This window comes from Longimicrobium sp. (genome assembly GCF_036388275.1).
In the GTDB taxonomy this organism is placed as follows: Bacteria; Gemmatimonadota; Gemmatimonadetes; order Longimicrobiales; family Longimicrobiaceae; genus Longimicrobium.
The window spans coordinates 59,847-82,801 of sequence record NZ_DASVSF010000055.1; the positions used below are offsets into that span (position 1 = coordinate 59,847).

A 22,955-nucleotide genomic window follows, 5' to 3' on the forward strand; every position below is an offset into this window, starting at 1 on the left:
ACATGCACCGGAAGATCTCCACCGGCCTCGTCGTGCTGAGCGCGCTCGGTGCCGCCGCGTGCACCGGGGGGCGCCCGCCCGCCGCGCCGGCACCCGCGCCAGCCGTCGTCCAGGCGCCGCCGCCCCCGGCCGACACGCTGCGTCCCATCGGCGAGGGGTTCGGGCTGCAGGGCACCCGTCCCGAGGCCATCGGCGGCGACCTGCTGGGCACGGCCCAGTACGACCTGCCGGTGGTGGCCAACGAGTGGGTGCGTCTGGAGGTGGACTTCCTCGTCAACCAGCGCAAGTCCGTAGTCGCCGGCTGGCTGCGGCAGGCGGACCGCTATGACGAGTGGGTGCGCGACGTCTTTGCATCGTACGGCATTCCGCGCGACCTGCACCACCTGGGGATGGTGGAAAGCGGATACCGCCCCACCGTCCGCAGCCATGCGGGCGCCGTGGGGATGTGGCAGTTCATGCCCGCGACGGGGCGGGGGATGGGCCTGCGCATCGATTCGCTCGTGGACGAGCGGATGGACCCGGTGCGCGCCACGCACGCAGCCGCGCGCCACCTGCGCCAGCTGAACCGCGAGTTCCGGGGAGACTGGGCGCTCGCCGCGGCGGCGTACAACGCGGGCTCCGGCCGCATCAACCGCGGGCTGGGCCGGTTCAATGCGACGAACTTCTGGGACCTCGCGCAGCGCGGCGACCTGGCGCAGGAAACCCGGCACTACGTTCCCCGGCTGTACGCCGTCACCATCATCGCCAAGGACCCGGCGCGCTTCGGGTATCCCGCGCCCAGCGGCCCCGGCGAGCGCTTCTCGTACGACAGCATTCGGGTAGACCTGGCCACGCCGCTTTCCGTGCTGGCCCAGGCCGGCAACCTTCCGGTGCAGCAGCTGGTGGATCTGAACCCGCACATGCTTCGGCAGGTGGCGCCCGCCAACTACTTCGTGTGGGTGCCGGCGGGGCAGGCCGCGGGCCTGCGGCAGGCCTACGCCGATTCGGAGTTCCGGCGGCGCGGCGGGTTTTCGTACTACCGCGTCCGCGAGGGCGATTCACTGCAGCGCCTTGCCGATCTTTCGGGTGTTTCGCAGGAGCGCATCCGCTCGCTGAACCTGTCCACGAACCTGGATGCCCTGCGTCCCGGCGAGCGCCTGCGCCTCTTTGCCGACGCCGCCCGCACGCTGAACGCGCGCCCCGCGGAGCGTGTGGCACGGCGCGAGAGCCGCGAGTCCGAGCGCGATTCGGCGAGCACGGAAGGCCGCTCGTCCAGGAGCCGGTCGTCGGAGAGCCGGGGCGAGCGCTCCGCCAGCTCGGATCGTGAGGGCCGCTCCGCCGAGTCGCGCAACGCGTCCGCCTCGCGCTCGTCGCCCGAACGCAGCAATTCGGCGGAGCGGAGCAGCGAGCGCTCGTCGTCGGCGCGCCGGACGGAGTCGGGCGAGTCGCGGCCGGGGCGCTCGGCCTCCTCCACGACGCGATCAGACTCGTCGTCCGGCGCCTCGTCCCGGAACTCGAGCGGATCGTCGTCGCGTAACGGTGCATCGTCGTCCAGCGGCGCGTCCTCTACGCGCACTGGGACGTCCGGCACTTCCTCGCCGTCTGCGCGTAACGCATCATCGTCCAGCGGCGCCTCGCCGAGCCGCACCCACAAGGTAGAAGACGGCGAATCGCTGTGGGGGATCGCGCGGAAGTACGACGTGACGGTGGAAGCCGTGCGCGCGGCCAATGACATGGAAAGCGAATCCATTCAGCCCGGCCAGACGCTCCGCATCCCGCGCGCATCGTCATCCGCCACCGCGAGCACGTCGCGGCCGGATTCCGCGCGGCGGTCCACCAGCACCTCCACACGTGCCTCGGACGGTGAGCGCCGCGCTTCGTCCGCCAGCAGCGGGTCCGCGCGCACGCCGTCCACCGGGTCGGCCGAGCGACGGGCTTCGGCTTCGACGTCCAGCTCCGGCGAACGCCGCACGGGTTCTCGTGCGGATTCCTCCGCCTCCAGGGAGCGCCGGGCTTCGACTTCGGCATCGGGGAGTGCTTCGGGCGAGCGCGGCTCGTCGTCGGCCGGATCGTCCGAGCGCCGTTCCTCGACGGCCGCATCCGGCCAGCGGGCGAACTCGACGGCATCGAGTGCGCGCGCGGCAGAATCGGGGAGCCGGTCCGCGCGGCGGCATCACACGGTGGCGAGCGGGGAAACGCTGTGGAGCATCGCGCGGCAGTACAACACGAGCGTGGATACCCTGCGCCGCGCCAACAACCTGGCTTCCGACGCGCAGATCCAGCCCGGACAGCGCCTGGCCATCCCCGCCGCCGACTGACGCGCGGATCGCGAAACATCATCACCCCCGGCGGGCGCCTGGCCTGCCGGGGGTGATTTTCATTGGATGACTGACGTGGATGGATTCGAGCGGGCCGCCGCTACGGTTCGTCACGCGGGGTGTGTGGCGGATCCCTCGGTCGCTGCGGTCTACGTCGCCAGGGCCGGTTCGGCGTGGCCGCTCCGTCGGGATGACAGCATGAGCCGCATGTGCCGGAGCACGGTCGAATTCGCCCCTCTCCCGCTTGCGGGAGAGGGGCCGGGGGAGAGGCCGAGGCATGCGCCGGAGCCGGTCGAACCACACCCAAGCCCTCCAGCGCAGCCCGGCCGAGCGCCGATACTCGGCCCGGGCATCCAGCCCCGAGGCGCGTTCTTCGTAGTGACCGCAGTTACCGTCGTGACCGTCGTTACCGCTGTTCCCGCACCACCACCGTCTCCACGATCTTGTCGTGGATCATCTGGCGATTTCGGTCCCAGTACACCTGCGCGAAGCCCAGGAGGCCGGTCACCAGCCCGGCGGCGTATCCGCCGAAGCGCTCGAAGCCCGTCCACAGCGTCATCGGCTCACCGTTCAGGCGCACCACGCGAAGTCCCAGTAGCCGCTTTCCGGGCGTCTGCCCCTTCCACAGCGCCAGGAACGCGGTGAAGTACAGGCCCGTCCAGCCGAACCCGATCCCCATCTCGTCCAGAAAGCCCGTCAGCCGCGACACCAATCCCTCGTTCTGGTGCTCCTTCAGCTCCCGCCGGGCCTGGGCCAGCTCGTTCCCCAACTCGTCGATGCGCTCGTCCATGCGGCCGAGCGTATCCTTCGCCAGGCGCGCCGCCAGCAGGGGCGCCACCTGCTCCGCCCGTTCCGTGTCGCCCGCGGCGAGCGCCGCCGCGTAGCTGCTTGCGAGGGAGTCCGTTCGCAGCGTCAGCGCCCCCACGCTGGCCGGGGCTCCGGCCTTCAGCGCGTCGTCCACGACGGCGCCCATCCAGGGCTGCTCGGCGTCTTCCACGATGTCCCGCAGCGCCTCGCCGGCATCCTCCTCCGACAGGCCGGCCTGCCGAAGCCCCGAAACCACCTGCGGTGCGATGCGGCGGGCCTCCGCTTCGCTCGGGGCGTTCTGCAGGCGCACCAGCTCGGGGGCCACGCGAAGGGCGCTCACCCCGGCCTGCGCCCCGGCGGCGGGACCCGTGGTGACGGTGACGTTGTCGCCCCAGCCGCGAAACCAGTCGCCGACGCCGTCCCACAGGTTCAGCGCCACGATGAACAGCACGATCGCGCCGAACGAGCGGACGCCTACGCGCGCCAGCCCCGCCAGCCGTCCCGCGCCCTTGGGCGCGAGGCGGGCCGCCAGGCGGAACGCCACGAACGCGGCCGCGACGGCCAGGAGGACGCCGCCCAGGTTCACCAGGATGCCCACCAGCAGCAGGTCCAGCAGCATGGCCGCCAGCCGTCGCGACGGGCGCGCCAGGGGCAGCCCCATGACGGCGGGGCTCAGCGAGAACGAATCGGGAGTGATGACGTACGAGGGCTTGTCGCGAGCCATGGCACTTCTGAGGAAAGCGGGGGAGCCAGGAGAGGAACTGCGGACGAACGTGGCCCGGAACGCTGAAAGCTAACCTGCGTCACGACTTGCGTCCAGTCCACCAGATCGCTTCCGCGCCGGGCCGCAGATCCGGAGTGACGCTCGGCCCCGGCACTCGTCAACCGCACCGGACGAGGGGCGAAACGGAACACTGGCGTCCGGGGCGTGTAGCGAATTATCGTTCCCCTTCAACCGAAAGAGGTGACGCATGCGACGCATGATTGGTGTGGCGGCCGCCGCGGCGGTCGGCCTTACCCTGGTGGCGGTAGCCACCCTGCGGGCGCAGGACAGCTGGTCGCCGCCCTCGAGCGACATGCCCGACATGCCGGCCCCGTCGTCGCTGGCGGGCCAGTGGCGTGGGACGCTGTCCTCGTGGTTCCGCGGCACCGGCGCCCTCGACGGCGTTCGCGCCGTGGGCGACGGCGTGAGCAGCGCCCGTCCCGGCGGCGCGCGCACCCGCCTGGTGCGCTTCGTGGGCGGGGCGCGGCCCGTGGCCACGTGGACGGACCGCAACGGCGACGGCCGGGCCGACATGATCGAGGTGTACCGCGACGGTGCCGTCGCGTACCAGCTGATCGACGCCGACTACGACGGCGGCGCCAACGTACTCCGCGTCTACGACGCCTCGGGCGAGCTCGCCCGTGAACAGCGCTACTGAACCGTGTCCACTGCACCGGCCATCTTGAGTGACACCGACCTGCTGGAGGCCTACGGCCGCACCGTCTGGACCGTCGAAGGCCCGAACGGCACGCTCGAGGTGCGCCTGGACGGAACCTCGCCCGACGCCTCGCTGCGTCCGGGGGGCATCGTCACCGCCTACAACCCGGCGTCCATCGAGCACGACGCCGACGCGAACCGCGCCGCCGACCAGGAGCTGCTGAAGCACGTCCGCTCGCTGGGCGTGCCCTTTCGCCGCAGCCACGCACACGGCGGGGGCGACGGCTCGTGGGACGAGCCCGGGTTCCTGCTGACCGGCGACGTCCGCCCGCTGCTGGTGGAGCTGGGGCTGGTGTTCGGCCAGAACGCCGTGGTATGGATCGACACCACGGGGCAGGTGTCGCTGGTGTGCACCCGGGCGGGCTTTGCCGGGCGCCTTCCGGGGCAGAAGATCGACCTCTAGCCGAACCGCGGGCGCGCCGCCCCACCGGGCGGCCCGCCGTGCCCGCGCCTCTTTCATCGTCACAAGACAGCAATGCTGGTGAGCAAGCGGATGACGCGCGACCCCGTCGCCGTCTCCCCCGGCCAGTCGCTCGCGGAGGCCCTTCGGCTTACCCGCGAGCACCGCATCCGCCACCTTCCCGTCGTGGAAGGCGGCGAGCTGGTGGGCATCGTTTCCGACCGCGACATCCGCCTGGCCATGCCCTCGCCCCTGGCCGCGGCCGACCCGGCAAGCACGGCCTTCGTGAGCGAAACGCCCGTGTCGGCCATCATGGCGCGCGAGGTGATCACCATCGGTCCCTGGGACGCAGTGGAAGACGCGGCGCGCCTGCTTCACCGCCACCGGATCGGCGCCCTGCCGGTGGTGGACGCGCACGGCCGCCTGCTGGGCATCCTCTCCGAGACCGACGTCCTGGGTGCCTTCGTGGAGCTGCTGGGCCCCGCGGGCGCGTCGTCGCGGCTGGAGGTGTCCATGCCCGACCGCGCGGGCGAGCTTGCGCGGGCCATGCACGTGGTCGGCGAGGAGCTGAAGGTGAACGTCTGCTCCATGCTCGTGCCCCCCGGCAAGCACGGCGACCGCCGCGTGGCCATCCTTCACGTGAACACCATCGACCCGCGCGAGGTGATCCAGGCGCTGGAGTCGGCGGGGTTCGAGGTGGGCTGGCCGTCGCTGGAAACGGACCTCCGCCGGGCGGGTGGCGCGTGAGCGTACCCTCGGCCCTGGTGTGGGACCCGGCCGTCACCGGCTACCGCTTTCGCCCCGACCACCCGTTCAACCCCAAGCGGCTGGACCTTTCCATCTCGCTGATCGAGGCGCTGGGGCTGCTGGACGGCACCACCTGCCGGATGGTGGCGCCACGGATGGCGACCGACGAGGAACTGCTGGCCGTCCATTCGCGCGAGTACGTGGACGCCGTGAAGCGCTACAGCGCCGGCGGAAGCACGGAGGGGGCGGCGCGCTACGGGCTGGGGACGGACGACACGCCCATCTTTCCGGGGATGCACGACATCACGGCCCTGGTCACCGGCGCCACCCTGCGCGCCGCGGAGCTGGTGATGTCGGGCGAGGTGAAGCGGTCGTTCAGCATCGCGGGCGGGCTTCACCACGCGCACCACGACCGGGGATCGGGCTTCTGCGTGTACAGCGACCTGGCCGTCGCCATTGCGTGGATCCGCCGCGAGCACCAGGCGCGCGTGCTGTACCTGGACTACGACGCGCACCACGGCGACGGCGTGCAGGGGATCTTCTACGCCGACCCCGAGGTGCTCACCCTCTCGCTGCACGAGTCGGGGCGCTACCTCTACCCGGGCACCGGCTTCGTGGACGAGCTGGGCGAGGGCGACGGGTACGGCTACTCGCTGAACCTGCCACTGGAGCCCTTCACCGAGGACGGCTCCTGGCTCGACATCCACCGGAAGCTGCTCCCGGAGGTGATCGAGGCGTACCGTCCCGACGTGATCGTGGTGCAGAACGGCTGCGACGGCCACTCGCTGGACCCGCTCACGCACCTGCGCGCCAGCACCCGGCTGTACGAGGAAACCATCCGCATCGTTTGCGAGGTGGCCGATTCGGTCTGCGGGGGGCGCGTGGTAGCGACGGGCGGCGGCGGGTACGCCATCTGGCAGGTGGTGCCTCGGGCGTGGACGCTGATCTGGGGCGGCCTTTCGGGGCAGCAGGTGCCCAACCGCGTTCCCCGCGAGTGGCTGGACCGCTGGCAGGGCGAGGCGCCGGTGCTGCTTCCCGAGTGCGTGCGCGACCCGGGGGAGGACCATGCGCCGGTGCCGCGCCGCGAAGAAATCGAGGCGACCAACCGGCGCACGCTGGAGTCGCTGCGCAGGCAGGCCCTTCCGCTGATCCGCGGGTACGGCCTGGGCTGGTAGATGGACGTTCCCCCGCTGCATCCCCCCGCGCCGGACCCGGATCCGGCGTTTACTCCCGCCACCCTTCACGACCGGGACGGCCGCGTGTTCACAGTACGCGCCTACACCCCCGAAGACCGGCCCGCCCTGGACCGGTTCTACGAGGCCTTTCACCCCAAGCGCGCGGCGCAGGGGCTTCCGCCCGAGGGCGCGGCGCGCGTGGCGCGCTGGCTGGACGCCATTCTGCCGACGGGGACGCACCTCGTCGTCGAAAGCGAGGGCCAGCTGGCCGGCCATGCCATGCTGATGCCCACCCGCGACGACGACGTGCGCGAGTACGCCATCTTCCTGGACCACGGGGTGCGTGGACGGGGCGTGGGCACGCAGGTCAACCGCTTTTCGGCCGAGGTGGCGCGCACGATGGACGTGAGGCGCCTGTGGCTTTCGGTGGAGCCGCACAACCGCCCCGCCGTGCGCTCGTACCAGAAGGCCGGCTTCCGCTTCCGCGCGCCGACGCTGTACTCGCCGGAGGTGGAGATGGAGCTGGACCTGGGCTGAGGCGGCCCCTCCCCCGGGCCCTCCCCGCACGGTACTGCGGTGCGGAAAGGGGAGAACTTCAGTCGCGGGTCGATACGGCTCGGCGCATGCGGCGGGCGCCCCCCATCCCCAGCCCTTCCCCCGCAAACTGCGCGGGGGAAGGGAGCCAGTTCCGTGCGCGAGGCGCGGTACCGGTGCTTGGGCCGGGTCCCCTGGCGGGCTTGGGTGTGGTTCGACGGGCTCCGGCGCATGCCTCGGCTGCCCTCTCCCCCGGCCCCTCTCCCGCAAGCGGGAGAGGGGAGAATTCGACCGCGCTTCGGCCAGTGCCGCGCGCATTCTGTCATCCCGACGGAGCGGCCACGACGAATCGGCCTCCGCGACGTAGACTGCAGCGACCGAGGGATCCGCCACACACTTGGCCAAACGGCTGCCGGCCTTGGAATGCGCCGGTCCGCTGTTTTCCGGGCGCGTAACGCCAATGCGCGCTAATGCGCGAACGGCACCTGGGCGATGATGCGTCTGCCGTTCCGGAGCAGGGTCGCCTTGTGTGTGGCGGATCCCTCAGTCGCTGCCGTCGATGGTGTCGGGGCAGGGCTCTCCGAGGTCGCTCCATCGGGATGACAAGTGGCGCTTCGGCAGGTGCAGGTGAAGCCCCGAGCGGGACGCGAGAGCGGGCCGAGCCGGGGCTGTCCGCTTTCCAAGCGGCGGGTTCACTCGCTCCCGCAAGCCGGGCAGTCGCACGTCTCGCCCTTCGCACCGCGTCGCATTAGATTGTCCGGCTCACGCGTACCCGCAGCACCCGATGGCAACGCTACCGCACAACCGACTGATCGCCGTGCCCGCCAGCGGGCCCGCCGACGAGCCCGAGCCGGGGCACGACGAGCACCGCAACCCGGGCACGGCCCTGGACCTGGACTGGGTAGAGGCCGTCCGGGTCAACCGCAGCGCCGTGGAGCGCCGCGCCGCCTCGCTCCCCGCCCGCCGCACCGTCAAGAAGCAGTGGCAGGCGGCTTGGCTGCTGCGCGCCATCACGCTGATGGACCTGACCACGCTGGCCGGCGACGACACCCCGGGCAACGTCCGGCGCCTGTGCGCCAAGGCCCGCCAGCCCGTGCGCCCCGAAATCCTGGAGGGGCTGGGCGTTTCGCACCTGCCCATCCACACCGGCGCCGTGTGTGTGTACCACTCGCTGGTGCCCACCGCCGTCGAGGCGCTGTACGGATCGGGAATCCCCGTGGCCGCGGTGTCCACCGGCTTTCCCGCCGGCCTTTCGCCGTGGGAGCAGCGGGTAGAGGAGATCCACGCCTCGGTCGAGGCCGGGGCCGCGGAGATCGACATCGTCATCACCCGCGCCCACGTGCTCACCGGCAACTGGCAGGCGCTGTACGACGAGGTGCGCGCCTTCCGCCAGGCGTGCGGCCCCGCGCACCTGAAGACCATCCTGGCCACCGGCGAGCTGGCGACGCTCCGCAACGTGCACAAGGCCTCGCTGGTGTGCATGATGGCGGGCGCCGACTTCATCAAGACCTCCACCGGCAAGGAGGCGGAGAACGCCACCCTGCCGGTCGGCCTGACGATGGTGCGCGCCATCCGCGAATACCGCGAGCGCACCGGCCACGTGGTGGGCTTCAAGCCCGCCGGCGGCATCAAGACGGCCAAGCAGTCGCTGGACTGGATGCTGATGATGAAGGAGGAGCTGGGCACCGACTACCTGCGGCCCAACCTCTTCCGCTTCGGCGCCAGCTCGCTGCTCAACGACATCGAGCGCCAGCTGGAGCACCACCTGACGGGCCGCTACTCCGCCGCCTTCCGGCACCCGATGGCCTGATCCGGCTTCGCGGTACCCGCACCTGAACGCTCCGGCCCCACGGCCGGAGCGTTTTTGCGTCCGACGCCGTCCGGCACACGTCCTGCCCGTTCCCGCCCGGCAGGGACCCACCATCATCCGGGAGACTCGTTTACATGGAGAACGGCGACCTTCGCGCGCGCGGGCCGGGGCCGCGCCCGTGGATCATTGGCATCGTACTGCTGGCCCTGGTGGCCGCGCTGGCCTTCTGGCTGTTGGACGAGCGCGCCGACGACAAGACGCTGGACAGCATCTCCGGCCGCGCGGCCGCGGCGCGGGTGTCCTGAGCGGGGCCCTCCGCGCGTTGGCATTTGCGTAGAAGCCTTGTTCAGCCGGTGGGAACGGGAAGTGCATTCGTCTCCATCGGCATCCATCGCAGCGTTCCAGTCCCGGCGGCCATCCCTGGCTTCCCGGCCCGGGGAGCTGCGCAGCGCGGATCTACATCCACCTCCGTCCGGTCGAGGGAGTCTCTCATGTCCGCAGTTACCCGGTTCCGGGCAGCGGCCGCGTTGCTCGCGCTGTGCGCCGGCACCACGGCGCTGGCATCGGCGCCCGTACAGGCACAGTACTTTGGAAGGAACAAGGTGCAGTACCGCACCTTCGACTTCCGCATCCTGCGCACGACGCACTTCGACATCTACTACTATCCCGAAGAGGAGCAGGCCGCCCGCGACGTGGGGCGGATGAACGAGCGCTGGTACGCGCGGCTGTCGCGCATCCTGGAGCACGAGTTCGAGGACCGCCAGCCCTTCGTGCTGTACGCCAGCCACCCGCACTTCCAGCAGACGTCGACCCTTTCCGGCGACATCGGCGAGGGCACGGGCGGCGTGACCGAGGCGTTCAAGCAGCGCATCATCCTGCCCATGGCCCACTCGTACGAGGAAACGGACCACGTGGTGGGCCACGAGCTGGTGCACGCCTTCCAGTACGACATCTCGGGGCTGGGCCGCGCCGGGGGCGGGCTGGAGCAGGCCGCGCAGCGGTACCAGGTCCCGCTGTGGTTCTCTGAGGGCATGGCCGAGTACCTTACCATCGGCCCCGTCGATGCGCACACCACCATGTGGCTGCGCGACGCGGCGCTCACCGGGCGCATTCCCACGCTGGAGCAGCTGACGTACGACCCCAGCTTCTTCCCCTATCGTTGGGGGCAGGCGTTCTGGGCCTACGTGGGCGGCCGCTGGGGCGACGCGGCCATCGGGCAGATCCTCAAGCAGGTGGGCCAGGGCGTGCCCTTCCCCGAGGCGTTCCAGCGCATCCTGAACGTGCCGCTGGAAGACATCGTCGACGACTGGGGCACCTCCATCCGCCGCACCTACCTGCCGCTGCTGGCCGACCGGCGCGAGGCGCGCGAGGAGGCCCGCCCGCTGATCACGCTTCGCACCGAGGGCGGCCGCATCAACCTGGCCCCGTCGCTTTCGCCGGACGGCACCAAGGTGGCGTTCCTGTCGGAACTGGAGTTCCTGGACGTGGAGCTGTACATCGCCAACGCCGAAACGGGCGAGATCATCCGGCGGCTGGTGCGCGGCACGGCGTTCGATCCGCACTTCGGCAGCCTTCGCTACATCAACTCGGCGGGCACCTGGTCGCCCGATTCGCGGATGTTCGCCTTCTCGGCGCTGCGGGGCGGGCGCGACGTGCTGGTGATCATGAACGCCGTGCGCGGCGGGCGGCTGCAAGAGTTCGAGATTCCCAACGTGGACGAGATCGCCAACCCCACCTGGTCGCCCGACGGCACGACCATCGTGGTGTCGGGGCTCAGCCAGGGGGTGACGGACCTGTACGCGGTGAACGCGCGGACCGGCGTGGCGCGGCGGCTGACCAACGACCGCTTCGCCGACATGCAGCCCAGCTTCTCGCCCGACGGGCGGACGGTGGCGTTCACCACCGACCGCGGCGAGACGGACTTCGACCAGCTTTCGTTCGGCGAATACCGGATCGGGCTGATGGACTTCGCCACCGGCGAGATCCGCACGCTGCAGCGGGCGGACGGCGGCAAGAACATCAACCCGCAGTGGACGAGCGACGGACGGGGACTGTACGTGATCTCCGACCGCGAGGGGATCAACAACATCTACCGCATCGAGGTGGCCACGGGGGCGCTGACCCAGGTGACCAACCTGTTCACCGGCGTCAGCGGCATCACCGACCTCAGCCCGGCCATCAGCAGCGCGTCGCGGATGGACCGGCTGGTGTTCGCGGCGTACGAGCGCGGCGGCTTCAACATCTACTCCATCAGCAACCCCACCGAGCTGGCGGGGACGGCGCCCGAGCCGGTGCAGGTGGCGGCGGCCGGAATTCCCGGCGTGCCGCTGCCGGCGCTGCTGCCGCCGGTGCCGCGCCCGGAGGACGCGCCGTACAACCGCGTGCTGCTGTCCCTCAACGAGTTCCAGTTCGGCCTTCCCGACGCGGCGAACGTGGCCGGCTGGACGGTGCGGCCGTACAGCCCGCGGCTGTCGCTGGACTACCTGGGCCAGCCGCAGATCGGCGCGTCGGCCAACACGGGGGGCGGCTTCAACCGCGGCGGCCTGTACGGCGGCATCACGGGCATCTTCAGCGACGTGCTGGGGCGGCACACGGTGTTCGGAACGGTGCAGGCGCAGGGGCAGATCGAGGAGATCGGGTTCAGCACCCTGTACCTGAACCAGGCCAGCCGCTGGACGTGGGGCGTGTCGGCGCAGCGGGTGCCGTACGTGTACGGCGGCCGGGCCCAGGGCTACCGCAGCCAGACCGAGTTCGTGCAGCAGGAGGTTCGGTACCGCTACTTCGACACGCGGCTGGCGGGCATCACCCAGTACCCCATCTCGCAGGTGCAGCGGATGGAGTTTTCCGGCGGCGTACGCCGGTTCGCGTCTGACGTGCTGGTGCGCGAGCTGGTTACCGACGTGACCACCGGCGTCACCGCCTACGACGAGCGCCGCGACGAAGGAGATGCGTTCAACCTGGCGGAGGGTTCCGCCGCGCTGGTGTACGACAACGCGCTGCAGGGCTACACGTCGCCGTTCGCGGGGCAGCGGTACCGCTTCGAGGTGGCGCCCACCCTGGGAACGGCGCAGTTCACCAGCGTTACGGGCGACTACCGCCGCTACTTCTTCCTGCGGCCGTTCACGCTGGCGTTCCGCGGCCTTCACGTGGGGCGCTACGGGCGCGACGAGGCCCTGGTGGGCAACCTGTACCTGGGCTGGCCGTTCCTGATGCGCGGGTACTCGCAGAGCGACGTTCGCAACAGCTGCGTGGAGAGCGAGGAGGCCCAGGGCAACGATTGCACCCTGTACGGCGACGAGCTGATCGGAACGCGGGTGGGCGTGGCCAACGTGGAACTGCGTGTGCCTGTGTTCCAGCAGGTGGTGCTGGGCGGCTCCTTCGGCCTGCCGCCGGTGGAGGGCTTCGCCTTCTTCGATGCGGGCACCGCGTGGGGCAACACGCCGCTGCAGAACCTGGGCACGGGGCAGCAGCAGGTGGTTCGCAGCTCGCCCAACTTCAAGCGGGGCGTGGCCCCGGGCGCGGACGAGCGTGGCGTGATGACCAGCATGGGCGTGGGCGGGCGGGTGAACCTGTTCGGGTACGCGGTGCTGGAGGCCGTGTACGTGAACCCGCTGGAGCGCGACCGCGGCTGGCACTGGCAGTTCGCCCTGCAGCCGGGGTTCTGAACGGCAGTACCAAGTGCCAAGTGCCAAGTGCCAAGTGCCAGGTGCCAAGTGCCGTTTGCCTTTCCTGGCACTCGGTACTTGGCACTCGGTACTTCCGTCCACTATCTTTCCGCCATGAATGAGCGCCCACTCACCGAAAGCCGCGAAGCCAGGCGCCGGGCCATCCTGGACTCGGCGGTGCGCGTGTTCGCCGAGCACGGCTTTTTCGCCGCGCGCATCCGCGACATCGCGGCGGGGGCGGGGGTGGCCGAGGGAACCATCTACCTGTACTTCGAGGGCAAGGACGACCTGCTGCTGACGGCGTTCCGCGAACGGGTGAACGAGTTCGTGTCGTCGGCCGGGGCGGTGATGGAGGCCGAGGCGCCCTTCCAGGAGCGGCTGGCGCGCTTCGTTCGCCTGCAGTTCGAAAGCATCGAGGCCGATCCGCCCCTGGCCACGGTGCTGCTGCTGGAGTCCCGCCAGTCGTCCAAGTTCTTCGGCGGCGCGGTGCGTCCCGTGATGCGGCTGTACGCGCAGGCCATTGACCGGCTGCTGGCGGGCGGGGTGGAGCGCGGCGAGGTGCGCGCCGACGCCGAGATCCCCTTCGTCCGCGCGATGTTCATCGGCGCGCTCGAGGAGATCGAGCTGGAATGGCTGCTGGGCGACCGCTCGCGCCCCCTGGCGCCGCGGGCGGACCACTTCGCCGGCACCTTCTACCGGGGGATCGCCCCCGCCCGCTAGCCCCGCTGGACAGCGCGGGGCGGGGATGATAGCTTGTGCCGCGGCCGCCCCCGCGCGGCGAAACCCGGAACGAGCCCGCCTCCGCGGGCCCTGGCAGCTGAGCTGAGGCCGATGGCAGACCTGGACCCGAACACGACGGCCGCCACCACCGACGTGGACGGCGAGGATTACGAGAACTGGGAGATCGCTCTCTGGCTCGTCGGCATCCTCTGCATTCCCATGGTGCCTATCATCATGGTGGTGGCGTTCACCCCCTGGAGCGGCCTGTAGCCCCGGCCCCTCCGGCGTACGCCCGACGGCCCCGCTCGCGTGCTCGCGAGCGGGGCCGTCCGCGTTTCGGCGCACCCGGCGCCCTTCTTGCGAAACGCCGCCCTGAATCCGGGCTTCTCCGCTCCTCCCGAACATCCGTTCATGACGGGCACGTACCACAGCGCCCTGGTGGTCTTTTCCGTTCTCATCGCCATCTTCGCGTCGTACACCGCCCTGGCCCTGGCCGCGCGCGTGACCGCCGCCGAGGGGCGCTTTCGCCTGGCGTGGCTGGCCGGCGGCAGCGTGGCATTGGGCATCGGCATCTGGAGCATGCACTTCGTGGGCATGCTGGCGTTCCATCTTCCCGTTCCCATCTCCTACGACGTTCCGCTCTGGCTGGCGTCCATGGGCGTGTCCGTGGCCGCCTCGCTGCTCGCGCTGTGGGTGGCCAGCCGCGCGCGGGTGGGCCCCGGCGCGCTGGCCGCCGCGGGGGTGCTGATGGGCGCCGCCATCTCGGGAATGCACTACGTGGGGATGGCCGCCATGCGCATTCCGGGGCGCATCGGCTACCGGCCGGGGCTGGTGGCCGCGTCCGTGGCCATCGCCGTCGTCGCGTCCATCCTGGCCCTGTGGCTGGCCATGCGCTGGCGCACGGACGATTCCGCGCACGGCCGGTGGATGAAGGGCGCGGCGGCCGTGGTGATGGGCTTCGCCATCGCGGGGATGCACTACACGGCCATGGCGGCCGCCGTGTTCTCGGGCGACGGCGGGCGGGCGACCGTTCCCCAGGACCACGTGCTGAGGACGGAGGGGCTGGCGGCCGGGGTGATCGTGGGCACGCTGGTGCTGCTGACCCTTACCGTCGCCGGCGCCATGGTGGACCGGCGGATGCGCGCCCGCTCCGCCGAAACCGAGGCGGTGCGCCGGAGCGAGGCCCGTTTCCGCTCTCTCGTCGCCGCGTCGGCGCGGGTGGTGTTCACCACCGACGCGCGGGGCCACGTCGTGGAGCCCCAGGCGGAGCTGTCGGCGTACAGCGGCGTCCCCTTCGAGCGCTACGGCGGCCGCGGCTGGCTGGAGTGCATCCATCCCGACGACCGGCCCCCGACGGAGCAGGCGCTGGGCGAGGCGCTGGAGGCGTCGCGCGTGGTGGAACTGGAGTACCGCCTGTGCCGGGCCGACGGGCAGTGGCGCACGATGGCGGTGCGCGCCGTGCCCGTGTTCGAGCCCGGCGGCGGCGTCCGCGAATGGGTGTTCGCGGCGGCGGACGTCACCGAACGGCGGGCCGCCGAGCGCGGCCGCGAGCTCCTGGCGGACTCCAGCCGGCTGCTGGCGTCGTCGCTGGACTACGAGACCACCCTGCGCACGGTGGCGCAGCTAGCCGTTCCCGCCCTGGCCGACTGGTGCGCGGTGGACGTGCTGACGGTGGATGGCGAGGTGCAGCGGATCGCGGTGGAGCACACCGATCCCGAAAAGATCCGGCTGGTCGCGCAGATCCAGGAGCGCTGGCCCGCCCCGCGCGACGCGCCCCACGGGCTGTATCACGTGCTGAAGACGGGCGAGACGGAGTTCGTGGCCGACATCCCCACCGACATGCTGCGCGCCGCGGCGCAGGACTCCGAGCACCTGGAGGCCATCCTGGCGCTGGGGCTGCGTTCGTACCTGTGCATTCCCCTCAGCGCCCGCGGCCGCACCCTGGGGGCGCTGACCGTGGTCTACGCCGAATCCGGCCGCCGCTACGGGAGCACCGAGCTGGACGTGGCGGAGGAGCTGGCCCGCCGCGCCGCCGTGGCCATCGACAACGCGCGGCTGTTCGGCGAGATGGAGGACGCGCGCAACGCGCTGGAACAGCAGACCGCCGAGCTGGAGGAGACGCAGGCGGAGATGGAGATGGCGCACGACGAGCTTCAGCACGCGTACGAAGACCTTGCCGCGCGCACCATGGAGGCCGAGCGCGCCCGCGCCGCGGCCGACGAGGCCAACGCCGCCAAGAGCTCGTTCCTGGCGACGATGAGCCACGAGCTGCGCACCCCGCTGAACGCCATCGCCGGCTACGCGCAGCTGATGGAGATGGGCATCCACGGCGAGGTGACCCGGGCGCAGGCCGAGGCGCTGGCCAAGATCCGCCGCAACCAGATGCACCTGCTGGGGCTGATCAACGACGTGCTGAACTTCGCCAAGCTCGAGGCCGGCCAGGTGCAGTACCAGCTGCGCGAGCTGCCGCTGGACGAGGTGCTGGCCGCGGTGGAGCCGCTGGTGGAGCCGCAGATCCGCGCGCGGGGCCTTACGTACGTCTACCGCCCCGGCGACCCGGGGGTGACGGTGTGCGCCGACCGCGAGCGGATGGAGCAGGTGGTGCTGAACCTGCTGACCAACGCCATCAAGTTCACCGAGCCCGGCGGGCGGGTGGAGATGGGGTGGGAGGCGGACGGGCGCACGGTGAGCGTGCACGTCCGCGACACGGGGCGGGGCATTCCGGCGGACAAGCTCGACGCCATCTTCGAGCCGTTCGTGCAGGTGGACCCGGCCCTCACCCGCATTGCCGAGGGCACCGGCCTGGGGCTGGCCATCAGCCGCGACCTTGCCCGCGCCATGAACGGCGACCTGCGCGTCACCAGCCGCGAGGACGAGGGGAGCGTGTTCACCCTCATCCTTCCGCGGGGGAGTGCGTGAGCGGGCAACCATCTTCGGCCCCGCCACGTCCTATGCGTGTGTGAAGGCATCGTCGACGCACTGACGCACTTCCGCACTCAGGCACGGTCCCTTAGTTTGCAGGGATTTTGCCCCAGCAGGCACCCTGTCCCACACGAGCGCCCCCGATGAACCAAGCCGCCCAGACCGCGCGGGTATTCCCGACGCGGACGGAGCCCGTTTTCGCAGCCGAGACGTACCGCCCGCCCTTCCTGTGGGCGGCCGCCGCGGCCGCCGCGCTGTTCGTGCTGTACGCCGTGACCCTGGCGCCCACGACGGCGTTCTGGGACACCAGCGAGTACATCGCCACCGGGCACGTCCTGGGCATTCCGCACCCGCCGGGAAACCCCACCTTCGTCCTGCTGGCCAAGGCGTGGTCGCTGCTGCTGTCGCCCCTGGGGCTGCCGGTGGCCGTGCGCATCAACCTGTTCTCGGCCTTCATGACGGCCGGCGCCTCGTTCTTCTGGTTCCTGGTCGTTCACCGCATCCTGGCGTACTTCACCCCCAGCGAGCTGGTGCGCCGGGTGGGCGCCGCGGCGGCGGTGTTCGTGTCGGGAACGGCGTTCACGGTGTGGAACCAGAGCAACGTGAACGAAAAGGTGTACACCGTCACGCTGTTCACCATCGCGCTGATGTCGTGGGTGGCGTTCCGCTGGCGCGACCGGGTAGAGGCGCACTCCGGGCAGAAGACCGGCCGCTGGCACGACGACAACGCCATGCTGTTCGTGCTGTACGTGCTGGCGCTTTCCATCGGCAACCACAAGATGGCGTTCCTGGCCGCGCCGGCGCTGTTCATCTTCGTGCTGCTGGTGAAGGCCCGCTCGCTGCTCAACTGGAAGCTGTACGCGCTTGGCCTGCCGGTGATCCTGCTGGGGCTTTCCATGCAGCTGTACCTCCCCATCCGGGCGGGGCTGAACCCGGTGATCAACGAGGCCTCGCCCACCTGCCAGCAGGATGCCGGTCTGGGCGCCGCCCTGACCACCATCTTCACCGACGGCAGGTCCGACGCCGGCTGCGAAATGCTGGGCTCGGTGCTCCGCCGCGAGCAGTACCAGAAGCCGCCCGTCAGCCAGCGCATGGCGCCGCTGGGCATGCAGCTGGCGAATTTCTACCAGTATTTCGACTGGCAGTGGTCTCGGTCGCTACAGGGGCGCCTTGGCTACCTGCCGCCGGCGCGGGTTCCCTTTACGCTGCTGTTCCTGGGGCTGGGCATCTGGGGCGCCATGGAGCACTACCGGCGCGACAAGAAGAGCTTCTGGTACATCGGAACCCTGTTCTTTTCGCTGTCATTCCTGCTGGTGTTCTACATGAACTTCAAGTACGGCTACGTGCAGGGGCAGGAGAGGCAACTGGATACCGAGGTGCGCGAGCGCGATTACTTCTACATCTGCACCTTCTCCGTCTGGGGGCTGTGGGTAGGCGTGGGGCTGACGTCGCTGTGGCTGCGCCTGGCCGACACCCTCGGGCGCAGCCGCAAGGCGATCCTGACTGCGGCGCCGGTGATGCTGATCGCGCTGATCCCGCTGGGCCTCAACTGGAAGTACGCCAGCCGCGCGGGGGACTACGCGGCCCGCGACTTCGCGTACAACCTGTTGCAGTCGGTGGAGCCGTACGGGGTGCTGATCACCAATGGCGACAACGACACCTTCCCGCTCTGGTACGTGCAGGAGGTGGAGGGCATCCGCCGCGACGTGACGGTGATCGTGATGTCGTACCTGAACACGGGATGGTACGTCAAGCAGCTGCGCGACCTCACCCAGGCGTGCCCGCGCCCCGGCGCCTCCGAGGCGGATCCCACGGTCATCATCTGCCAGCGCCCCTTCGATGCGTCCAAGGCGCCCGCGTTCTACGCCACGGCCAACCGGGCGCCCACCCGCGCCATCGTGCCCCTGACGGACGTGCAGATCGACCAGGTGGCGGCGGGATACGCCCAGCAGGCGGGCGAGGGGATGACGTACCAGGCACGCGGGCAGACGTTCACCATCGAGCCGGGCACCGTGCTCAGCCCCGCGCACCAGTTCCTGGCGGTGATGCTGAACCACGCCTGGGGCGACCGTCCCATCCACTTTGCGTCCACCACCTACACGCATGCCGAGCTGGGGCTGCTGGGACACGTGGCGCGCACCGGGATGTCGTTCAAGCTGGTGACGCCCCAGGAGGCGCAGGCGGCCCAGCTGACGCCCATGCCGGCGGCCCCCAACATCATGCAGTTCACCGGCGGCTACATGGACATCGACCGCAACCGGGCGATGCTGGAGCGCGAGGCGCAGTACCATGGGCTTGCGCAGAAGGCCGTCTGGGCCGACGACGCCACGCGCAACATTCCCATGCAGTACACCTACGCCTGGCTGGCGCTGGCTACCGCCGAGCGGGTGCGCCGCAACGAACAGCAGGCCGCGCGCGACGAGGTCCGGGCCCAGGAATTCCAGGCGCTCGCCGAGCGCTGAGCGCGCCCGCTCCCGCTCTGCCCAAAGCGCCCCTCCGGACCTTCCGGAGGGGCGCTTCGTATCCCCGCAGATTGAGAATCATTCGCAAGCTATTGCCAGAACGAAGTTTGCGAGGTCTCTGGCCCGCAGCTTGCCTGAGTGGGAAGCCGGGCACGACACCGATACTCAACCGGAGAGGTCACACCATGCAGAATCCCTTGGAGAGGCCGCAGGCGCAGACGTCGGTGGTGGGCGCGTGCACCGTGACGGACTGCAAGTTCAACGAGCACCACGAGTGCCACGCCGGGCAGATCGAGGTGCGCGTGAGCGGCAGCGGCGCCGAGTGCGGCACCTACACGCCCGAGGGCAACACCCGTCCGCGCCCGTAGTTCGCGACGGACCTGCCTCACGAGCCGGGCGCCCCTCCAGCGAGGGGCGCCCGCTTTTTTTTGCACCAACTCCGGCCACACCGTCGCCTGTCATCCAGAGGCCCGAGCGCACTGAACCGGCCCGCAGTGCATACCATGCAGGGCCGTGGGATCTTGCCGCGGGAGCCACTTCACCCGAGCGCGGCAGCGACACGGAACCCTGAGCCTCGGTCCTGGTCCTCGCCTGGGGGAGCGGCCCAAGCCTCCGCGGGCGAATGAATTCGCTGCAACGACCACACGATGTCCACCTTCGTGGACTGGCCTGCTGTCGTGTGGCCTCCATGAGGGGGCGCGCCCCGGCTTCTGTCCTCCCGCCGAGTGCTCCTGCTGCCCCCGCCGTGGCGGTTTCCGCATCGGCAGGAAGGGGGAGGAGAAAACATCTCCCTCGTGGACGCACCCGCCCACTTCTGCCCGCGCACCCTGTTCACGTGCCGCTAACCAGTCCGCATTACGCCTGCGAGATGGACGGAATAGCCGGGCGTGAACTTTTGCAATGTGGACGGCGGCGCACTCCGTTTACTTCATCTTAAATGCACGTTTGGCAACTACTTAGAGAAATCATAGCAGAGCCTTGATTCGGAATTTATTCGGTATTACTCTTGCTTGCCCGGTGACGGGAACCGTGAATTGTCACCCCCCCAGGCAGGACCATTGGACGTGAGTGCCGCACCCGACCTCAAGCTGCTTCGCGCCAACCTGGAACAGCGCTTCGGCAGCGCCATCGTGCCGCTGCCAGGGCAGGCGCCTTCGCGCGAGCAGCCCGGCTTTCGCACCGGCGTGGCGGCGCTGGATGCGCTGGTGCCCGGAGGCGTTCCCCGGCGCGCGCTGACCGTGTGGGCGGGCGAGGCCACCGCCGGCCGCACCGCCGCGCTGCGCGTACTGGTGGAGGCGGCGTGCCGCGAGGTGCTGGTGGCGCTGGTGGATGCCACGCGCACACTGGACCCGGCCTCGTGGTGCTGGGATGATGGGCACTCCGCGCCGGGGCTGTGGGTGGCGCGTCCGCCGAGCGCCGGGCAGGCGATGGAGGGCGCGTGGGTGGCCGAGACGCTGCTGCGCACCGGGGCCTTTGGCCTGGTGGTGCTCGACGGCCCGGCACCCGAGCCGGTAGAGGCGCACCGGCTGCGCGCCCTGGCGCGGGAGACGGACGCGGCGCTGCTGCTTTCCACCGACGGCGCGGGCCCCGGCTGGCGCGCCGACGTGAAGCTGGAATTCCGGCGCACGGGCGTGGGCCGGGTGGGGCTGCGCGAGGGTGGGCGCTTCCGCCGCGCCTCGGCCGTGGGGATGGCCAAGGGCTGGGGCGCGCGCACGGGCCAGCGCGAGGTGGAGCTGGTGCACGAGCCAGCGGTCCGCCTTCGCCCCGACAGCATCCCCGACCGCCGCGCCGGCGCACGCCGCGGAGGCAGCGCATGGGACGCGTAGGCCTCACCCGGCCTCGCCTAGGCTCGGCCCCCCTCTCCCACAAACAGTGTGGGAGAGGGGGTACACTTCGAATTGTGGTGCGTGACCATGGGCCCGGTGCTCGGGCCGGCGCCCCCCATCCCCAACCCTTCCCCCGCAAACTGCGCGGGGGAAGGGAGCCAGTCCGGCGCGTAACGCCAGCCGAAGCGCAATCGAATTCTCCCCCTTCCCTGCGAAGCGGGGGACGGGGGCCGGGGGGAGGGGGCTGCCGCGGCATGCACCCGCAGCAACTCGAGACGCGCTCGAAGTGCACCTCTCTCCCGCGCAGTCTGCGGGGGAGAGGCCGGGAGAGGGGGCTGCCGCGGCATGCAAGGCAGCCAGCCGCCCCGCGATCGAACCTCTCCCCTCTCCCGGCGCAGTTTGCCGGGGGAGGGGCCGGGGGAGGGGCCACCCCGCGGCATGAGCCAAACCCAGCCTCACCCGGTGTGAATTCTCCCCCTCTCCCGCTTGCGGGAGAGGGGGCCGGGGGGAGAGGGCGGCCGCGGCATGCACGGCCGTTCTCGAAGCCCATCCGAGCGGGTGAGCATCGGCGCACCGTCGGCGTGCGAGGCGTCCCGTCGAACCGCGATCGAAGTTCTCCCCTCTCCCGCGCGGTTTGCGTGGGAGGGGCCGGGGGCGGGGGAACGTGAGCCGCCGCATCGCGTGCATCCGCGTGCCCGTCCCCGCGGACACGCCCGCCCCGGACGCTAGCGCGCGCGCCGCGCTGGCGGGTGCGCTGCTGGCCGCCGCGCCCCGCGTGGTCCCCGTCCGCGAGTACCCGTGCGCCTTCTGGGCCGACGCCAGCGGCATGGCGGGGCTGGGCGGCGACGCGGCCGTCGCGCGGCGGCTGGCCGAGGCGGCGCGCCAGGCGGGATGGGAAGCCCGCGTGGGCATCGCCGGCTCGTGCATCGCCGCGGCGGCCGCCACGCGCGAGCGGCGCCACGAGGTGCGCGTCGTTCCGCCCGGCGGCGAGGCCGACTACCTGCGCCGCCGCTCGCTCTCGCTGCTGCCCATCACCCCCGACCTGCGGCAGTCGTTCTACCTGCTGGGGCTGCGCACCTGCGGCGACCTGGGCGCGCTGGTCCCCGCCGACGTGGAACTCCGCTTCGGCGCGGACGGTCTGCGGGCATGGCGCCTGGCGGGCGGCGACGACGCGCGCTGGCCCTTCCGCCCCCCCGAGCCGGGGCTCGCCAGCGCCGAGGCGGAGTTCGAGCCGCCGGTGGACTCGTCCGAGCCGCTGCGCTTCGTGCTGCAGGGGCTGATCGGGCAGGTGGCGGCGCAGCTGGCGCGGCGCCAGCGCATTCCCGCACGGCTGCGGCTGACGCTGCGCGTGCCCGACGCGGCGGAAGACGCGAGGGAGGTGCGCCCCGCCCGCCCCACGGCGGACGTGCGCGTCCTGGCCGACCTGTGCCGCCGGGCCATCGACCAGCACCCCCTGGCCGGCCCGGTGAGCGGCATTGCGCTGCTGGCGGAAGAGGAGGGCGCCGCCCGCGCCGATCAGCTGGACGCCTTTCAGGCCCCCGCGCCCGACCCTGGCGCGCTGCACGCGGCCCTGCTTCCCGTGTTCGCGCGCTGGGGCGCGGGCGCGCTCAGCCAGGCCGTGCTGCACGGCGCCCACCTGCCGGGCGAGAACGCCGCCTGGGTGGCGCGCGGCAGCGACGGGATCGCGCCATTCGCCGGAGCACGCCCGCCGGCCGAACCCTCCGCGCGCGACGGGGCCATCGGCTTTCGCAACACCCTGCCGCTCTGCTTTCGGCGTCTTCCCGAACCCCTTGACATCGGCGTTCGCGAAGACCCGGAACACCGCCCCGTACAGGTGGACATTCCTGCGGGGCAAAATGCATTGCCGGGCGTGGGGATCGAGGGTTTTCCACCCCGATTGTGGAAAACTGTTGTCCAAGGTCCGGAGAGGATTTCGGGGGGGTGGTGGGCCCAGGGAGAGGCGCGCGAGTACTGGCGGGTGGAGTCTCCCGAGGGGTGGCTTGGATTGATATACCGGGATGCCGTTACCGCTTCGTGGCACCTGGAAGGGTGGTACGACTGAGGCGGCTCGGGTGGGGATCACGATGGCGCGATGCGCGCGGATTTTGAG

Annotated in this window: 17 protein-coding genes; 16 read left to right on the forward strand and 1 reads right to left on the reverse strand. The window is 71.0% G+C overall.

Going from position 1 to position 22,955, the window contains the following annotated elements:
- Window positions 1–2 precede the first annotated feature (2 nt).
- Window positions 3–2,297, forward strand: a complete 2,295-nt coding sequence (locus tag VF632_RS11500; RefSeq protein ID WP_331023031.1) for a LysM peptidoglycan-binding domain-containing protein — start codon at window positions 3–5, stop codon at window positions 2,295–2,297.
- 406 nt (window positions 2,298–2,703) lie between these two features.
- On the opposite strand, the gene VF632_RS11505 is transcribed toward VF632_RS11500, so the two are convergent.
- Complete coding sequence (locus VF632_RS11505; protein WP_331023032.1) at window positions 2,704–3,828, reverse strand: RDD family protein; 1,125 nt, start codon at window positions 3,826–3,828, stop codon at window positions 2,704–2,706.
- Between the two features lie 247 nt (window positions 3,829–4,075).
- Between VF632_RS11505 and VF632_RS11510 the strand changes: the two genes are divergently transcribed.
- The 15 genes from VF632_RS11510 to VF632_RS11580 all read left to right on the forward strand — a co-directional run bounded on the left by VF632_RS11510 (window position 4,076) and on the right by VF632_RS11580 (window position 22,907).
- Window positions 4,076–4,525 (forward strand): hypothetical protein, encoded by a 450-nt coding sequence (locus tag VF632_RS11510; protein ID WP_331023033.1) that lies wholly within the window; start codon window positions 4,076–4,078, stop codon window positions 4,523–4,525.
- Window positions 4,526–4,528: 3 nt separating this feature from the next.
- On the forward strand, window positions 4,529–4,987 hold the full coding sequence (locus tag VF632_RS11515) for a DUF3293 domain-containing protein (RefSeq protein WP_331023034.1): 459 nt from the start codon (window positions 4,529–4,531) through the stop codon (window positions 4,985–4,987).
- 72 nt (window positions 4,988–5,059) lie between these two features.
- Complete coding sequence (locus VF632_RS11520) at window positions 5,060–5,731, forward strand: CBS and ACT domain-containing protein (RefSeq protein WP_331023035.1); 672 nt, start codon at window positions 5,060–5,062, stop codon at window positions 5,729–5,731.
- Complete coding sequence (locus VF632_RS11525; RefSeq protein ID WP_331023036.1) at window positions 5,728–6,906, forward strand: acetoin utilization protein AcuC; 1,179 nt, start codon at window positions 5,728–5,730, stop codon at window positions 6,904–6,906. The genes VF632_RS11520 and VF632_RS11525 overlap by 4 nt, the downstream gene beginning before the upstream one ends.
- On the forward strand, window positions 6,907–7,443 hold the full coding sequence (locus VF632_RS11530) for a GNAT family N-acetyltransferase (protein WP_331023037.1): 537 nt from the start codon (window positions 6,907–6,909) through the stop codon (window positions 7,441–7,443).
- Between the two features lie 781 nt (window positions 7,444–8,224).
- Complete coding sequence (gene deoC, locus VF632_RS11535; RefSeq protein WP_331023038.1) at window positions 8,225–9,250, forward strand: deoxyribose-phosphate aldolase; 1,026 nt, start codon at window positions 8,225–8,227, stop codon at window positions 9,248–9,250.
- Between the two features lie 134 nt (window positions 9,251–9,384).
- Window positions 9,385–9,555, forward strand: a complete 171-nt coding sequence (locus tag VF632_RS11540) for a hypothetical protein (protein WP_331023039.1) — start codon at window positions 9,385–9,387, stop codon at window positions 9,553–9,555.
- Window positions 9,556–9,741: 186 nt separating this feature from the next.
- On the forward strand, window positions 9,742–12,915 hold the full coding sequence (locus VF632_RS11545; RefSeq protein WP_331023040.1) for a hypothetical protein: 3,174 nt from the start codon (window positions 9,742–9,744) through the stop codon (window positions 12,913–12,915).
- A gap of 114 nt (window positions 12,916–13,029) precedes the next feature.
- Complete coding sequence (locus tag VF632_RS11550; protein WP_331023041.1) at window positions 13,030–13,635, forward strand: TetR/AcrR family transcriptional regulator; 606 nt, start codon at window positions 13,030–13,032, stop codon at window positions 13,633–13,635.
- A 111-nt stretch (window positions 13,636–13,746) separates the two neighbouring features.
- Window positions 13,747–13,905: a hypothetical protein gene (locus VF632_RS11555; protein WP_331023042.1), complete on the forward strand. Its 159-nt coding sequence runs from the start codon at window positions 13,747–13,749 to the stop codon at window positions 13,903–13,905.
- Window positions 13,906–14,046: 141 nt separating this feature from the next.
- Entirely contained in the window at window positions 14,047–16,554 is a 2,508-nt protein-coding gene (locus VF632_RS11560) for an MHYT domain-containing protein (RefSeq protein ID WP_331023043.1), read from the forward strand.
- A 146-nt stretch (window positions 16,555–16,700) separates the two neighbouring features.
- A complete protein-coding gene (locus VF632_RS11565; protein WP_331023044.1) occupies window positions 16,701–19,019 on the forward strand; it encodes a DUF2723 domain-containing protein in 2,319 nt (772 codons plus the stop codon).
- 185 nt (window positions 19,020–19,204) lie between these two features.
- Window positions 19,205–19,387, forward strand: a complete 183-nt coding sequence (locus tag VF632_RS11570; RefSeq protein ID WP_331023045.1) for a DUF1540 domain-containing protein — start codon at window positions 19,205–19,207, stop codon at window positions 19,385–19,387.
- A gap of 696 nt (window positions 19,388–20,083) precedes the next feature.
- Window positions 20,084–20,845 carry a hypothetical protein gene (locus VF632_RS11575; protein ID WP_331023046.1) on the forward strand — a complete coding sequence of 254 codons (762 nt, stop codon included), beginning with the start codon at window positions 20,084–20,086 and terminating at the stop codon, window positions 20,843–20,845.
- Window positions 20,846–21,509: 664 nt separating this feature from the next.
- Window positions 21,510–22,907, forward strand: coding sequence for a hypothetical protein (locus tag VF632_RS11580; protein ID WP_331023047.1), 1,398 nt, complete (start codon window positions 21,510–21,512; stop codon window positions 22,905–22,907).
- Window positions 22,908–22,955: the final 48 nt, after the last annotated feature.